The organism is Arthrobacter sp. zg.Y820, from assembly GCF_030125555.1.
Classification (GTDB): Bacteria; Actinomycetota; Actinomycetes; order Actinomycetales; family Micrococcaceae; genus Arthrobacter_B.
In genome coordinates this window covers 252,491-268,596 of record NZ_JASKLX010000010.1, presented here as the reverse complement: position 1 = coordinate 268,596, position 16,106 = coordinate 252,491, and the positions used below count along the sequence as shown (strand labels likewise).

Here is a 16,106-nt window from a genome sequence, read left to right as displayed (position 1 = left end):
CGATCCGCCGGCCAACGGTCCCAACGCTGAGGAGTTTCAAACACGTGGCGCCCCCGAACACTGAGTACAACGCCCGCCACCTTTCCGTCCTGGAAGGGCTCGAAGCCGTCCGCAAGCGTCCGGGCATGTATATCGGCTCCACGGACTCCCGCGGGCTCATGCACTGCCTGTGGGAGATCATCGACAACTCAGTCGACGAGGCTCTGGCCGGGTACGGGCAGAGCATCAAAGTCATCCTGCATCCGGACGGCTCCGTGGAGATCCACGACGACGGCCGCGGCATTCCCGTGGACATCGAGCCCAAGACCGGGCTCACGGGCGTCGAGGTGGTCTTTACAAAGCTGCATGCCGGAGGGAAGTTCGGCGGCGGCTCCTACGCGGCATCCGGCGGCCTGCACGGTGTCGGCGCCTCCGTGGTCAACGCGCTGTCCTCGCGCCTTGACGTCCAGGTGGACCGGGCCGGCAAGACGTACCAGATGAACTTCCGGCGGGGCGAGCCCGGCCATTTCGCCGATACGGGCAAGACGCCGAGCCCCGACGCCAAGTTCTCCCCCTTCCTGGAAAGCTCCCGGCTGGAGGTTGTCGGAAAGGCCAAGCGCGGGGTGACCGGCACCCGGATCCGCTACTGGGCGGACCGGCAGATCTTCACGCCCGACGCCAAGTTCTCCTACACGGAGCTGCAGGCCCGCGCCCGCCAGACCTCCTTCTTGGTTCCCGGGCTGCGCATTACCCTGCGTGACGAGCGCCGGCTGCCGGGCACCCCGGGCGAAGCCGGACCCATCGAGGAGGTGTTCCAGCACGACGGCGGCATCACCGAATTTGTCGACTTCCTGTCCGCTGACGCCGCTGTCACGGACATCTGGCGGCTGCAGGGCAGCGGCAAGTTCAAGGAATCCGTTCCGGTGCTGGATGATTCCGGCCACAGCAAAATCGCCGAGGTCGAGCGTGAGTGCGAAGTCGACATTGCGCTGCGCTGGGGCATCGGCTACGAAACGAACATCCGCAGCTTTGTTAACATCATCGCCACACCCAAGGGCGGCACGCATCAGGCAGGCTTCGAACAGGCCCTGCTCAAGACGTTCCGCAAGGTGATCGAGGCTAACGCACGCAAGCTCAAGGCCGGCTCCGACAAGATCGAAAAGGACGATGTCTTCGCCGGGCTGACCGCCGTCCTGACCGTCCGGCTGGCCGAGCCGCAGTTCGAAGGCCAGACCAAGGAAATCCTTGGCACCTCGGCTGTGCGGGCCATCGTCGCAAAGGTTGTCGACAAGGAGATCACCGCCCGGCTGAACTCCAGCGCCCGCAGCGACAAGACCCAGTCGGCGCTGCTGCTGGAAAAGGTCGTTTCGGAGATGAAGTCACGCATCTCAGCCCGCGTGCACAAGGAGACCCAGCGCCGGAAAAACGCGCTGGAAACGTCATCCATGCCCGCCAAGCTGGCGGACTGCCGGATCGACGACAACGAACGCTCTGAACTGTTCATCGTCGAGGGGGACAGTGCGCTCGGCACGGCCAAGCTGGCACGCTCCTCCGATTACCAGGCGCTGCTGCCGATCCGCGGCAAGATCCTGAACGTGCAGAAGGCCTCGGTTGCGGACATGCTCTCCAACGCCGAGTGCGCGGCCCTGATCCAGGTGGTCGGTGCCGGGTCCGGCCGCAGCTTCCAGCTCGACGCGGCGCGGTACGGCAAGGTCATTTTCATGACCGACGCCGACGTCGACGGCGCCCACATCCGAACCCTGCTGCTCACGCTGTTCTTCCGCTACATGCGGCCGCTGGTCGAGGCCGGACGGGTCTACGCCGCCGTTCCTCCGCTGCATCGGGTGGAGGTCATCCACCACGGCTCAAAGGCCAATGAAATGATCTACACCTACAGCGAGAAGGAACTGCACACGCTGCTGGCCAAGCTGCGGAAGGACGGCAAGAACTACAAGGAGCCGATCCAGCGGTACAAGGGCCTGGGTGAAATGGATGCTGACCAGCTGGCCGAGACCACCATGGATCCGCGGCACCGCACGCTGCGCCGGGTGCGCATTGACCAGGCGGCCGACGCCGAACGCGCCTTCGAGCTGCTGATGGGCAGTGACGTGGCTCCGCGCAAGGACTTCATCGTGGCCGGTGCGGCCATGCTGGACCGCGACCGCATCGACGCCTAGGGCATTCCCGACGCCTAGAGCATTCCCGGGGCCACCAGCAGTGCCGTGGGAACGGCCAGCAGCAGTCCGGAAAGGACAAGCACGGCAGTGCGCTGCCAGGCCGGCAGCGGCGGCAGGGGTGTCAGCAGCCGGCTGAGCCGCCGGACGGTGCCCAGCTGTTCCTGCTCGTCCGGGCTGGCCAGCAGGGGAGCGCCCCGGGGTTCAGCGTGCAGTCTTCCTTCGGGCTGCGCGCCGGTTCCCACGATCGCCACGGCCCGGACCAGTGTCTCGGGCGGAACGGCACGCAGGGCCTCGTCGTCGGCCAGCATTTCGATCAGCTCGTTGACCGACTGCTGGGCCAGCTGGGAGGTCGGCAGCCACGGCAGCGCGGCGCGCCACGCTGCGAAAGCCCAGAGCAGCAGGTGGTGGTGCTGGGACAGGTGGGCTTTCTCGTGAATGAGGACCGCCGAGAGTTCCTCGTCCGAGAGCATCTCCAACAGTCCGTCCGAGAGAACGGTGACGGAACGCGCCCCGCCCGGAAGGCAATAGGCCACCGGGGTGGGATGGTTGATGACCACGGTCGCGGGCCGGGTGGCGGACGGCGAACTCAGCAGCGTAAGCATGTCGCGGTGCCGGTTGCGGCCGCGCCGGATCCGGTAATAGGTCAGCAGCAGGGTAAAAATCAGATGGGCGCTCAGCAGCAGGGCGGCGCTCAGGGCGAAGACGTGCACCAGGCCGAGTGTGGTGGCCGGCGCGCGGGCCAGCAGGATGTTCCACAGCCCGCCCAGGGCGGAGATGAGATTATCCCCAATGGGCTCAAGGCCCCAGGTGAGCATCGCTCCGATCATCGACAGACCGCCGGCCAGCGCAATCGCCTGCCAAAGCACCATGGCCGTGAAAGGGGCGCGGGCGGGCCATTTGGCCCGGGACAGGGCAATGGGAACCGGCCACGCCAGCACGAGGGCCAGCGCAGCGAGGCAATACGAGGCCCAAAACACCGCGGTGCGAAGTGGCTGCCGCTACCGGATCAGTTGCCGCCGAGAAGCCGGCGCAGCGTCTCGGCCTCAGTGACCGAGACGGAGCCGATGAACCGGGCCAGGACGGCTTCCCGGTCACTCACCGAGCCGAGGACTTCGTGCATCAGTTCGGCCGTGTGCTCGGCCTTTGACGTGATGGCGCGGTAGCGGTGCGGACGGATGTTCCGCTCCCGTACCACCAGGCCCTTCTTTTCCAGCCGTGAGAGCACCGTCAGGATGGTCGTTACCGCCAGCCCCTTGCCGGTGCCCGTGCCTGCCTCGGGATTGACCTCGGCCAGTTTTTCGCGCAGTTCGTTTGCGCTGGCTGCCTCCGGAGACTCCCACAGGAGGTCCATCGTTGCCCGTTCCAGCTCGCCCAGGGTAGCCATTTACATCCCGTCCTTTAAATCAAAAAACCCTCCACTGTTCGCCGCGGGGCCGCTGGGCTCAGGTATCAGCTGCAGCACTGCGGACCCGGCGCCGAGGAGGTGTGGTGCCTCTAAATGTACAGGGTTTTCGGCCATGGTTCTACGTCACGTAGAAAACATTTCGGAAGTGTTCTAGGATCGACAGCGGAATGATCTTCTACGCTCTGTAGAACTCCTGGTTCGACTAAAGGAAACCTCCCTTGGAAGCACTCGACATTGCCCGCTGGCAGTTCGGCATCACCACCGTCTACCACTTCCTCATGGTGCCGCTGACCATCGGCCTGGGGCTGGTGGTCGCCACTCTGCAGACCATGTGGGTCCGCACGGGGAAAGACGAATACCTGCGGATGACCAAGTTTTGGGGCAAGCTCTTCCTGATCAACTTCATCATGGGCGTGGCCACCGGGCTGGTGCAGGAGTTCCAGTTCGGCATGGCCTGGAGCGAATACAGCCGCTTCGTCGGAGACGTCTTCGGCGCCCCGCTGGCCCTGGAAGCACTCCTGGCGTTCTTCACCGAATCAGTTTTCCTCGGCCTGTGGATCTTTGGCTGGAACCGGTTGCCGAAGAAAATCCACCTCGCCTCCATCTGGATCGCGACGCTGGCCTCGGTGCTCTCGGCCTACTTCATCCTGGCCGCCAACTCCTGGATGCAGCACCCCGTCGGCGTGGAAATGGTGGACGGCCGGCCGGTCCTGAACGACATCTGGGCGGTGCTGACCAACAACACCCTGCTTGTGGCCTTCCCGCACCAGATCACCGCCGCCCTGTCCGTGGCCGGCGGCTTCCTGCTGGGCATCGCCTGGTTCCACCTCTGGAAGCGGCGCAGGGACGGCATCGACACCGTCAACGAGGACGGCAGCGTGACCATTGGTTCGCGCCCGGAAACCGGCCGCGACACAACCGACCACAGCGTCTGGATCAAGTCCCTGCGCATCGGCGCCGTGATTGCCATGGTGTCCTTCGCCGGCACCGCCGTCACCGGTGACCTGCAGGGCAAGCTGATGTTTGACCAGCAGCCCATGAAGATGGCAGCCGCGGAAGCGGCCTGCCACGACGGTACATCGTTCTCGATCCTCTCCATCGGCGACGTCGGAGCGGAAAACTGCGATGACGTCACCGCCGTGATCGAGGTTCCGGGTGTGCTCTCCTTCCTGGCGAACGGGGACTTCACCACGAACGTCAAGGGGGTCAACACCCTGATCCCGGAGTACCAGGAGGCGTACGGCACGCACATCCCGGATGACCCCAAGTACGGGGAACAGGCCGGCACCGAGGTCGATTACCTGCCGGTCATGTCAGTGACCTACTGGGGCTTCCGGCTCATGATCGGCTTCGGCGGCATCGCAGCGGCAGCGGCAGCGGCTGCCCTCTGGATGACCCGCAAGGGGACCGTGCCGCAGCCCAGGTGGCTCATGCGCCTGGCGGTCTTCGGCATCCTGGCCCCCTTCGGCGCCAACAGCGCCGGCTGGATCTTCACGGAGATGGGCCGCCAGCCCTTTGTCGTGGCGCCCAACCCGAGCTTCACCGGCATCGACCAGGTGTTCATGTTCACCGCAGCCGCCGTGTCACCCGGGGTGTCCCGGGCGGAGCTGATCTTCTCGCTCTGCGCGTTCGTGGTCGTCTACCTGGCGCTGCTCATCGTGGAAGTGAGGCTGCTGTTCAAGTACACCCGCGGCGGCGTGCCCTCGGCCATGCCCGAACTCCTGCACGGAAACGACGGCGGCTCTTCCGGCGGCCTGGACTCGGCCGGCAGCGACGACGGAACCGGCAGTGACGGCCCCGGCGGATCCTCCGGCGGCAGGACCAAGCAGCCCGACGACGTCCTCGGCTTTGCGTACTAACCCGGCTTTGCCCACTCAGCAGTCTGGAGCACAGAAGTGATCTCGCTACCCACCCTATGGTTCATCGTCCTGGCCTTCCTGTGGACCGGATACCTCTTCCTGGAGGGATTCGACCTCGGTGTCGGCATGCTCATGAAGCTCATGGGCCGCAGCGAGAAGGACCGCCGGGTCATGCTCAACACCATCGGCCCGGTCTGGGACGGCAACGAAGTGTGGCTCATCACCGCCGGAGCCATGACCTTTGCCACCTTCCCGCTCTGGTACGCCGCGCTGTTTTCGGCGCTCTACATTCCGCTGGTCTTTGTCCTGCTCGGCCTGATTTTCCGGGCCGTGTCCATCGAATACCGCGGCAAGCACAACGATGACCGGTGGCGCAGCCGCTGGGACTGGGGCATGGCCCTGGGCTCCTTCGTCTCCGCCTTCGGCGTCGGCGCCGCCCTGGCGCTGACCACCACCGGCCTGCCGCTGAACGCGAACGGCGACCGGCTCGGCGGAGCGTTTGCCTGGTTCAACGGCTACGCGGTGCTGGGCGGCCTGGCCGTCGTGGCGTTCTGCCTGGTCCACGCCTGCGTGTTCCTGGCCCTGAAGACCCGCGGCGACATCGAGGTGCGGGCCCGCCGCGCCGTCGTGCGCTGGCTGCCGCTGGGCGTGCTGCCCATGGCGGTCTGGGCGATTGTGGTGCAGGTGCAGAACGGCAAGGCCCTGACCCTGATTCCGCTGGTCATTGCCGTGGTCGCCGTGGTGCTGTCCTGGACAATGGCCCGCCGCGCCCGGGACGGCTGGAGCTTCATCTACATGGGCCTGTTCCTGGTGGCGGGCGTGTTCACGATCTTCGCCTCGCTCTACCCGAATGTCCTGCCCTCGACGCTGGATCCGGCCTGGAACCTGACCGTCGACAACGCCTCGTCCTCTGATTACACGCTGACCGTGATCTCCTGGGTGTCGCTCTTCGGACTGCCCCTGGTGGTGCTCTACCAGGGCTGGACCTACTGGGTGTTCCGCAAGCGCATCACGGCTGAGGCGATCCCGGCTGCCCACACGGTGAATGCCCAGTGAAGCCGGTGCTTCCGGTCAGCGCCGCCAGCCGGCGGGCGCTGTATCTCCTGGGGCTGCTGGCCGCCGTCAAGGCGGCCGGCCTGGTGCTGCTCGCCACCGGCATTGCCGCGGGCGTGGCCGGGCTGGCCGCCGGCGGGCCGGACTGGCGCTGGGTGCTGGCCAACGGCGTCGCCGGCGCGGTGCTGCGCTCCCTCGCGGTCTGGGGCACCGAGACCGTGTCCCAGCGGGCCGCGGCAGGGGTCAAGGAGGAGCTGCGCGCTTCCCTCACCTCCCGCGCGCTCGACGACGGCGGGAACGTACCGGGGATGGGCAGCGGCGCGCTGAGCGTCCTGATCACCCGCGGCCTGGACGGCCTGGACAACTACTACGCCAAGTACCTGCCCGCCCTGGTGACGTGCGCCGTCGTACCGCTGCTGGTGGGGCTGCGCATTCTGTCCGCCGACTGGCTCAGCGCGCTCGTGGTGGTCCTGACCGTGCCGCTGATTCCGGTCTTCATGATCCTGATCGGCCTGCACACCGGCGACAAGACCGCCGCCGCCGTCGACGCGCTCAACCGGCTCTCCGACAACATGCTGGAGCTGGCCAAGGGCCTGCCGGTTCTGGTGGGCCTGGGCCGCGCCCGGGCCCAGGCCCGCGCGCTGCGCGACGTCGCCGACCGCTACCGCGTCCGCACGCTGGAAACCCTGCGGGTGGCGTTCCTGTCCTCCCTGGCGCTGGAACTGATTGCCACCATTTCCGTGGCACTCGTGGCCGTGGTGATCGGCGTGCGCCTGGTCAACGGATCCATGTCGCTGGAACTGGGCCTGCTGGCGCTGATCCTGGCACCGGAGTGCTATCAGCCGCTGCGCGACCTCGGCACCGCCCACCATGCCAGCGAGGACGGCCTCGAAGCGCTCAACCGCACCAACTCCGTCCTGGAGGCTCCCGCCGCCGTGCCGCTGGTGCCCGAGCACGCCGCCGCGGCTGCCGCTCCCGGAACCGGCCTGACCGTTGCCGGGCTGACCATCCGGTACGCCGGCCGGCCCCGGCCGGCCGTATCGAACCTCAGCTTCACCGTGCCCGCCGGCAGCATCGCTGCCCTGACCGGGCCCAGCGGCACCGGCAAAACCTCGGTGCTGGAGGCACTTGCCGGGCTGCGCCGCAGCGGCGGCGACACCACGCTCGAGGGCACCGTCAGCGGCGTGGACCGCGCCGGCATCGCCTGGATTCCCCAGCACCCCGTGCTGGTGGAGGACACCGCGGCAGCCGAGATCGCCCTCTACTCGGGGCTCGGAACTGCGGACGAGGGACGGCGGGCAGCCGTTGAGGCCCTGGCCGCGATCGACTCCCTGCACCTGCTGGACACCCCCACCGCCGACCTCAGCCCGGGCGAGCAGCGCCGCGTCGCCGTCGCCCGTGCCCTGGCCCGGATCGCCTGCCAGCCTCAGGTGCGCCTGCTGCTCGCCGACGAGCCCACCGCGCACCTGGACGCCCGCAGCGCAGCCGCCGTGATCCGTGCCCTCGAGCGCCTGCGCGGCTCCGTGACCGTGCTGCTGGTGGCCCACGACTCCGCCGCCGCCTCCATCGCCGACCGCCGAATTCCGGTGGGCGCGGCGGACCTTCCGGACGGGCCGGCAGCTTCCCCCCTCGCGGGTGGCTCCGGTGCCGGCACTGGAGCCCGGTCCGCCACCGCCACCTCCACCGCCACCGCCGACGGCGACAGTTCCGCCGGTTTCGCCGGGTCCGCCGGCTCCGCGCACGACGCCGTGCCCGCGCCTGCCCGCTGGCGGGACGAGCTGGCCGATACCGGGACCCATCCGGTGCACCAGTCGCTGTGGAAGAACCTCCTGGTCCTGCGTCCCTGGAGCCGGCAGTTCCTGCTGGCCCTGTTCCTGGGCACCGGCGCCACGCTCTTTGCCGTTGCCCTGACCTCCCTGTCCGGCTGGCTGATTGTCCGCGCCCACGAACAGCCGCCGATCCTGCTGCTGCTCACGGCGATTGTCGGGGTGCGGTTCTTCGGCATCGGGCGGTCCGTCCTGCGGTACCTAGAGCGGCTGCGCCTGCACGACGCCGTCTTCCGCGCCACCAACTCGATTCGCATCCGGCTGTGGAACGGGCTGCTGCAGCGACCCGAGGGGTGGCGCCGGCTGGCCCGCGGGGGCGGCGCCCTGGAGCGGCTGGTCGGGGACGTTGACGAACTGCGCGACATCGCACCGCGCGTCGTTTTCGCACCGCTGACCGGATTCCTCACTGCCGTGGCCGCCTGCATCGCCACCGGCCTGCTGCTGCCCGAAGCACTGCCCGCCCAGATCGGCGTCTGCGTGGTGGGCCTGATTGCCGCCCCGCTGCTGGCCCACGCCGCCGACGCCGCCGCCCGCGCCGCCACCGTCCGGCTGCAGTCCCGGTCCATGGCGGCCATGGCCCGCCTGCTCTCCGCGGCTCCGGATCTGCAGGCCAACAGCAGCGCCGCAGCGGTCTTTGCCCGGCAGCAGGAGCTTGATGCCCGGGCCTCGGCCGCGGTCCGGCGCAGTGCCTGGGCGCAGGGCCTTGCCAATGCCCTCACGGCCCTGGCCTGCTCCCTCGGCGCGCTGTACATGCTCACGCTGGCCGAGTCGGCGCCCGCGACCGTGGCCGCCGTCGTCGTGCTCATGCAGCTGGCCCTGATCGAAGCCTTTATCGCCGTCAACGGATCCATCCAGCAGTTCTCTGCCTGGCGGACGCTGGGCGACAAGGTGCTGCCGGACCTGGGCACCGACGAGGTCGAGCCCCTGGACGGACTCGACGCCGAACCGGACACCTCCGCCGGCGCTGAACACCGGGAGGCGAACCTCCGGAACGTGGATGCCGTCGAGCTGCGCGGCATCAGCTACAGCTATCCGGGCCAAACCCGTCCCGTCTTCGAGGATCTGGACCTGGATCTGTACCGCGGCAGCTGGTTGGCAGTCACGGGGCCGTCCGGCAGCGGAAAGTCCACTCTGCTTGGAGTCCTGCTCGGGTTCCTGGTTCCGCAGGAAGGATCCTTCCGAATCAACGGCATCCCTGCCGCCGATCTGCCTCCGGCCGCGCGGCGGATGGCCTGGTGCCCGCAGGAGGCGCACCTGTTCGACTCCACTCTGCGCGGCAATCTGCTGCTGGCCCGCGACCGCCGGCAGGCTCCCGGCGACGCGGAAATGACTGCGGTGCTGGACGCCGTCGGACTGGGGCCCTTCCTGTCCGGGCTTCCGGACGGACTGGACACCCGTGTGGGCGGCGGCGGGCACTTCCTCTCCGGCGGCCAGCGCCAGCGGCTCGCCGTCGCGCGCGCCCTCCTCACGGAGGCCGACGTCGTCCTGCTGGATGAACCCACCGCTCACCTGGATGCGGAGGCGGGGGAGCAGTTGATGGCCGACCTCACCGTCGGGCTGCGCGGCAAATCAGTGGTTGTCGTGACCCACAATCCGGCCGACGCCGCGTGGTGTGACCGGAGCCTGGCCCTGGGCGAACCCGTGTGCGCCGGATCACAGGCGTAGGAAGCGCCCGGGTCCGGTGTCTTAAGCTGGAAAAATGACTACCGCGCCTCCTGAAATTCCAGCTCCCACCACCGGCCTGCGCTGGCGGGCGATCACCGCAGACGACCTCGACGGCTGGCTGGAGCTGATTCGGCGCATTGCCGCGGTGGACAAGCCGGGCTACGTGGACCAGCGCGCCGACCTGGAACACACGCTGGCCTCGAGCGCCGACAACCCGGCGCGGGACACCCTGCTGGGACTGGACCGGGACGGGGTCCCGCGTGCCTACGGGTACCTGGTCCGGACCGAGGGGTCGGACAAGATCCACGGTGCCGGGGGAGTGGACCCGCAGTGGCGCAGGCGCGGGATCGGCACCGCCCTGCTGCGCTGGCAGCAGCAGCGGGCCCGCGAGCGGCTGCTGGAAACCGGGCACGAGGCCGGCCTGCTGCGGTTCATGGCGGAAGAGGACAACGCCTCGCACGTGGCGCTCTTCCATGCTGCCGGAGCACGGGTGGTGCGCTACTTCACCGAGATGACCCGGCCGCTGGAGGACGGGATTCCCGACGTTCCGCTGCCGCAGGGGCTGGAGTACGTCACCTTCAACGCCGGCATTTCCGAGGCCCTGCGCCAGGCGCACAACGAAGTGTTCCGGGACCATTGGGGCAGCGAGGAGCGCGACGTCGAACGCTGGCAGCACAACGTCGAACATCCGCATTTCCGGCCGGACTGGACCTTCGTGGTGATGGACACCGCGGCGGGGGAAATCGCCGGCTACAACATCGCCTCCTACGATCCCGAGGGCAAAAACCGGCACGGCTACACCGAGGGCTACACCGAACTGCTGGGCGTGCGCAGGAACTGGCGGGGACTGGGCCTCGCTCCGGCCATGCTCGGCGAGGCCATGCGCCGGTACAAGGCCTCGGGCATGGAGCGCGCCGGGCTGGGCGTCGATACTGAAAACCCCTCCGGTGCCCTGGGCCTCTACGAGCGTCTCGGCTACGTGCCGACCTACCGCGAGGTCTTTTTCGACCTGCAGTTGCTGCCGTAGGTTAGCGCGGTCCGGGTGCTTGGCCGGTCCGGAAAGCGGCAATGCCGGCGGCCCACCCCGGCGCCCTGCCGCCGTTGGGAGGATGGAGGGCGCCGGCGTCGATCCCGGCGCCCGTCAGCAGCCAGGAACACAGCGAGTTGGAATTCCACATGTCAGTGGAGCCGGACACCTCGCGTCCCCACGTGTGCGGCGGCACCGCCGCCACGCGGTCCAGCAAGGCGGACGCGGCGTCGGCCGTCAGGGTGAACTCGACCGGCTTGCCGGCTGCATGCCGGCGGTCGGGAAGGATTCCGTGCGGCCAGCAGCGGACCTCGTAGCGGAAAAGCCGGGAGCGGCCCAGGAACGGCAGGCCCACGGGTCCGGTGACCACCACGCCCCGCGAGGGGTCGTGCCGGCCCCAGACCGGAGACATTTCGATGACGAACTCCACCTCATCCAGCACCACGATAAGGGCGCTGTGAAACAGCGGCTGCGGCGGGCGGCGGTTCACCAGGGCATGGAAAAGTTCCCAGCATCTGCTGGTGTGGACCACGACGTGGCCGCCCGCCCCGACCGGAAGCCACCACAGCTGCAACCGGGCGGAATCCATCGCGGCTGCTATGCCTCGGCGGGGGAGGGCAGCACCCAGATGGATTGGGCGGCGGGGAGCCCCAGTTCGAACTGCTCTCCGTTGGCTGCCAGCGTCAGGGTGCCGGCGTAGGCCTGGCGCTGCAGCACCCGCACCCGCACGTCCAGATGCAGTCCGAGCCCGGCCAGATAACGCAGCAGCTCCGGGTCGATGTCCGACACCCGGGCAATCGTGGCCTCCGTGCCGGCGTCGCACGCGCTCAGCCGGACCGCGGCCAGCGGCGGAAAACTGCCGTCCCGGGACGGAATGGGATCACCGTGCGGATCCCGGACGGGATGGCCCAGCCGCCGGTCCAGGGCGTTCACCATCTTGTCGGAGACCGCGTGCTCCAGGTGTTCGGCTTCGTCGTGCACCTCGTCCCAGCCGTAGTCCAGATACTCCACCAAAAACGTCTCGATCAGCCGGTGCCGGCGCACCATGGCCACCGCCTCGCGGGTTCCGGCGTCGGTCAGCGTGATGGAACCGTAGCGCGCGTGGGTCAGCAGGCCCTGAGCCGTCAGTTTCTTCACGGCCTCGGAGACCGACGACGGCGAATTGCCCACATGCGCGGACAGCGCCGACACGGTGACCGGCTCGTCGGTCCATTCCTGGGCGGTCCAAATGACCTTGAGATAGTCCTCGGATGCGGCTGAAAGCTGATTGGTACCCACCCCTCCACCCTACGTGAACCCCCAGCGGGAACCGATCCCGGCGCACACCACAACGTCAATACCCCCAGGGGGTACTTGACGACATACCCCTTGGGGGTATATTTTGCTGGAGATCGAACAGCAAGGGAGCAGCCATGAGCGCAACAACCGAACATGCCCAGCCGGCGCGTGGCCATCAGGATGACGGCTCCGAAACGGTCTCCGCGGTTCAGGCACCCTCACCTGCGGACCCGCACGCGGGCACGCACGGGTACGCCAGCGACAAAGAGGCGTACCTCAAGCGGCTCCGCCGCATCGAGGGGCAGGTCCGCGGCATTGCCCGGATGGTCGAGGAAGACAAATACTGCATCGACGTCCTGACCCAGGTCGCAGCGATCAATAAGGCGCTGCACGCCGTCAGCCTGGGGCTCGTCCAGGACCACATCTCGCACTGCGTGGTCGACGCGGCCCGCGAGGCCGACGCCACCGGCAATCCGGGACTGGTGCAGGAAAAGGTCCAGGAGGCCACAGACGCCATCGGCCGGCTGCTGCGCTAGGACGCCAAGCAAAAGCCGCTCAGCCGCACACGAAACATCGGCCGCACATGAAAGATCAACGGCACGTCGAACCACCAGCAACCAGCGAACAGAGGAACACCATGGAAACCACACTGAACGTCTCCGGCATGACCTGCGGGCACTGCGCCTCATCCGTCACCGAGGAACTTACTGCCCTTGACGGCGTCGACAGCGTCAGCGTTGACCTGAATGCCGGAGGCATCTCGACCGTCGTCGTCACCTCGCACCGCGCCCTTGCACCCGAGGAGCTGGGTGAGGCCGTCGCGGAGGCCGGCTACCTCGTGGTGGAAGCTTCCGCCTAACCGCAGGGCCCGCCGTCCGGCCCCTCACCGCAATTCCCCTGGAAGGACAGTTGTCATGAGTACCGAAGAACTGCTTCAGCAGCCGCAGCCGCGGGTCATCGACCTCAAGATCGAGGGCATGACCTGCGCTTCCTGTGTTGCCCGGGTGGAACGCAAACTCGGCAAGCTCGACGGCGTTGAGGCCACTGTCAACCTTCCGCTGGAATCCGCGCGAGTGACGGTGCCGGAGGGCGTGACCGATGAGCAGATCGTGCAGACCGTCGACTCGGCCGGCTACAGGGCGCGCCTGGTCCGCCCGGCGGGCGCAACACGGGTGGCCGCCGGCCCGGCGAACCATGCGGCAGATCCGCACTCCGGGCCCGGTGCGGATGCGCACGAAGCGCACGAAGGCGCCCCCGCCGGCATGCACGACGGCGGGGCCGTGGACCATATGGCCCACGGCGGAACCGCCGCCAGCCTGCGTCCGCGGCTGATCCTGGCCGCCGCGCTCACCCTTCCGGTCTTCCTCGTATCGATGGTCCCCGCCCTGCAGTTCAGCAATTGGGGCTGGGTTGCCGCGGTCCTGTCGCTGCCGGTGGTCACCTGGTCCGCCTGGCCATTCCACCGGGCCGCGGCCATCAACGCCCGGCACTTCGCCTCGACAATGGACACCCTGGTGTCCCTGGGCGTCATAGCCTCCTACCTGTTCTCCCTGGCGACCCTCCTCGCGGACCCGGCCCTCACCGCGCACGCCGGCATGGCAGGCATGACAGGCATGGACGGTCTGCCTGAGCCCGCGCATGCCAACCTCTACTTTGAAGTGGCCGCCGTGGTGGTCACGTTCCTGCTGCTGGGCCGCTACCTGGAAGCCAATGCAAAGGCCCGTGCCGGTGACGCCCTGAAGGCGCTGCTCAGCCTGGGCGCCAAGGATGCCACGGTGCTGCGCAACGGTGCCGAAGTCCGGGTTCCCGCGGACCGTTTGCAGGTCGGAGACATCATCGTGGTCCGCCCGGGTGAGAAGATCGCTGCCGACGGCGTGGTCGCGGACGGCCGCTCCGCCGTCGATGCCTCCCTGATCACCGGCGAGTCAGTGCCGGTGGACGTGGGCCCGGGGGATTCCGTTACCGGTGCCACCGTGAACACCTCCGGCCGGCTGCTGGTGCGGGCCACCCGGGTCGGCAGCGAAACCACCCTGGCCCAGATGGGACGGATGGTCAGCGAAGCGCAGTCCGGGAAGGCTCCGATTGCCCGGCTGGCCGACCGGATCAGCGCCGTTTTTGTCCCCATCGTGCTGGGCGTCGCCGTGCTGGCCTTCGTCCTGTGGCTGCTCTTTACCGGCGATGTGCAGGCGGCGTTCACCGCCGCCGTCGCGGTGCTGGTGATCGCCTGCCCGTGTGCCCTGGGCCTGGCGACTCCGGTGGGCCTGCTGACCGGTACCGGACGCGGCGCCCAGCTGGGCATCCTGATCAAGGGCCCGCAGGTGCTTGAGGACACGCGGACCGTGGACACCATCGTGCTGGACAAGACCGGAACGGTCACCGACGGCCGGCTCTCAGTGGTGCGGACCCTGGCCTTCGCAACAGCCGGTGCCGGGATCTCGGTGCCGGCGGGCCCGGATGCCGCCGCCGCCGAGCTGCTGCGGCTCGCCGGAGCCGTGGAGGCGGCGGGGGAGCACCCCATCGCCGTCGCCATCGCCGGTGCGGCGCAAAAGGCGGCCGCCTCCGTCGGCCAGTCTTCCGCTCTGACCGGCCGGCTGCCTGCGGTGACCGGGTTTGATTCCGCACCGGGCGGCGGTGTGCGGGGCACCGTGGAGGGGCACGCCGTCGTGGCCGGCCGCCCCGGCTGGCTGGAGGAGAACGGCATTTCCCTGCCCGCGGACGCTGCGACTCTGCTCCGCGCGGAGCAGGACGCCGGCTCCACGGCGATCCTGGTGGCGGTGGACGGCCGCGCCGCCGGAATCATCAGCCTGCGGGACAACCTCAAGCCCGGATCGGCGGCCGCCATCGCGCGGCTGCGGGCCCTGGGCCTGCGGCCGGTGCTGCTGACCGGCGACAACGCCGTGGTGGCCGCCCGCGTGGCCGACGCCGTCGGCATTGCTCCCGAAGACGTCCTCGCCGACGTCCGTCCGGCGGGCAAGGTGGAGGCCATCAAGCGGTTCCAGGCGCAGGGGGCCACCGTGGCGATGGCCGGCGACGGCGTGAACGACGCCCCGGCCCTGGCGCAGGCGGACCTGGGCATTGCGATGGGCTCGGGCACCGACGTCGCCATCGACGCCGCGGACCTGACCGTGATGGGCAACGACCTGGGCCAGGTGGCCACCGCCATCGAACTGTCCCGGCGCACGCTGCGCACGATCAAGACCAACCTGTTCTGGGCCTTCTTCTACAACGCGGTCGGCATTCCCGTGGCGGCGCTGGGCCTGCTCAATCCGATGATCGCCGGCGCCGCGATGGCCGCCAGCTCCGTGCTCGTGGTCGGGAACTCGCTGCGGCTGCGCAGCTTCGGCCGGCAGCACCTTCCCGCGAACCAGCACCGGTAGCTGCGGGAACGGCAGGGGCCGGGCAGTCCGTTGCGGGCTGCCCGGCCTCTCTCGTGATGCACTCTCTGGGAATCCTTCGTGCAGATAATGCCCTCCCCGAGAGTCCTTCGTGCAGATAATGCATTCAAGGGCCGCATTTCGGGCATTTTGACGCCCTGATCTGCACGAGAGATTTCTGCAGACCGCATTATCTGCACGAGAGATTGCCCGGACACACCGAGTGGGCAGATCCGGTGGGTTTGCGTTCATCCAGTGTGCAGATCTGGCGGGCAAAAGTCGCGCTGAAGTCGCCATAGCTGCACTCTCGGCGCCTCGGCAGCGTCGAAAGTACACGTCTGGTGAGATACGGGCAGCGCCGGCCGTCGAGAGTGCACGTCTGGCGACTTGATCGGCGTTTTGGCCGCCACAGCTGCGCTCTCGGTGCCCCCGGCCTGCTCAAACCCGCCATAGCTGCACTTTC

12 protein-coding genes are annotated in these 16,106 nt (G+C 68.4%); 8 read left to right on the top strand and 4 right to left on the bottom strand.

All coding sequences use genetic code 11. The annotated features are described in order from the left end of the window. Positions 1 to 44: 44 nt before the first annotated feature. Positions 45 to 2,156, top strand: a complete 2,112-nt coding sequence (locus QNN99_RS13270; protein WP_229966931.1) for a DNA gyrase/topoisomerase IV subunit B — start codon at positions 45 to 47, stop codon at positions 2,154 to 2,156. A 14-nt stretch (positions 2,157 to 2,170) separates the two neighbouring features. On the opposite strand, the gene QNN99_RS13265 is transcribed toward QNN99_RS13270, so the two are convergent. Then, positions 2,171 to 3,133: a M56 family metallopeptidase gene (locus QNN99_RS13265; protein ID WP_229966930.1), complete on the bottom strand. Its 963-nt coding sequence runs from the start codon at positions 3,131 to 3,133 to the stop codon at positions 2,171 to 2,173. A gap of 29 nt (positions 3,134 to 3,162) precedes the next feature. Continuing rightward, complete coding sequence (locus QNN99_RS13260; protein ID WP_229966929.1) at positions 3,163 to 3,540, bottom strand: BlaI/MecI/CopY family transcriptional regulator; 378 nt, start codon at positions 3,538 to 3,540, stop codon at positions 3,163 to 3,165. A 239-nt stretch (positions 3,541 to 3,779) separates the two neighbouring features. Between QNN99_RS13260 and QNN99_RS13255 the strand changes: the two genes are divergently transcribed. Genes QNN99_RS13255 through QNN99_RS13240 form a run of 4 tightly spaced genes read left to right on the top strand, consistent with a single transcriptional unit; the run spans position 3,780 to position 10,991 of the window. Then, positions 3,780 to 5,420 carry a cytochrome ubiquinol oxidase subunit I gene (locus QNN99_RS13255; protein ID WP_229966928.1) on the top strand — a complete coding sequence of 547 codons (1,641 nt, stop codon included), beginning with the start codon at positions 3,780 to 3,782 and terminating at the stop codon, positions 5,418 to 5,420. A gap of 36 nt (positions 5,421 to 5,456) precedes the next feature. Beyond that, complete coding sequence (gene cydB, locus QNN99_RS13250) at positions 5,457 to 6,476, top strand: cytochrome d ubiquinol oxidase subunit II (protein WP_229966927.1); 1,020 nt, start codon at positions 5,457 to 5,459, stop codon at positions 6,474 to 6,476. Then, a complete protein-coding gene (gene cydD, locus QNN99_RS13245) occupies positions 6,473 to 9,964 on the top strand; it encodes a thiol reductant ABC exporter subunit CydD (RefSeq protein ID WP_229966926.1) in 3,492 nt (1,163 codons plus the stop codon). Before cydB ends, cydD begins: the two co-directional genes overlap by 4 nt. A gap of 34 nt (positions 9,965 to 9,998) precedes the next feature. Continuing rightward, positions 9,999 to 10,991: a GNAT family N-acetyltransferase gene (locus QNN99_RS13240; RefSeq protein ID WP_229966925.1), complete on the top strand. Its 993-nt coding sequence runs from the start codon at positions 9,999 to 10,001 to the stop codon at positions 10,989 to 10,991. Between the two features lies 1 nt (position 10,992). Here QNN99_RS13240 and QNN99_RS13235 read toward each other — a convergent pair whose 3' ends face one another. Together QNN99_RS13235 and QNN99_RS13230 are read right to left on the bottom strand one after the other, a co-directional pair. After that, positions 10,993 to 11,580 carry a hypothetical protein gene (locus QNN99_RS13235; protein WP_229966924.1) on the bottom strand — a complete coding sequence of 196 codons (588 nt, stop codon included), beginning with the start codon at positions 11,578 to 11,580 and terminating at the stop codon, positions 10,993 to 10,995. A gap of 8 nt (positions 11,581 to 11,588) precedes the next feature. Then, positions 11,589 to 12,269, bottom strand: a complete 681-nt coding sequence (locus QNN99_RS13230; protein WP_229966923.1) for a metal-dependent transcriptional regulator — start codon at positions 12,267 to 12,269, stop codon at positions 11,589 to 11,591. 134 nt (positions 12,270 to 12,403) lie between these two features. Here QNN99_RS13230 and QNN99_RS13225 point away from each other — a divergent pair, with 134 nt between their 5' ends. The 3 genes from QNN99_RS13225 (at position 12,404) to QNN99_RS13215 (ending at position 15,646) form a co-directional block, all read left to right on the top strand. Continuing rightward, positions 12,404 to 12,805, top strand: a complete 402-nt coding sequence (locus tag QNN99_RS13225) for a metal-sensitive transcriptional regulator (protein ID WP_229966922.1) — start codon at positions 12,404 to 12,406, stop codon at positions 12,803 to 12,805. 101 nt (positions 12,806 to 12,906) lie between these two features. Next, complete coding sequence (locus QNN99_RS13220; protein WP_229966921.1) at positions 12,907 to 13,128, top strand: heavy-metal-associated domain-containing protein; 222 nt, start codon at positions 12,907 to 12,909, stop codon at positions 13,126 to 13,128. A gap of 55 nt (positions 13,129 to 13,183) precedes the next feature. After that, positions 13,184 to 15,646, top strand: a complete 2,463-nt coding sequence (locus QNN99_RS13215; protein ID WP_229966920.1) for a heavy metal translocating P-type ATPase — start codon at positions 13,184 to 13,186, stop codon at positions 15,644 to 15,646. Positions 15,647 to 16,106: the final 460 nt, after the last annotated feature.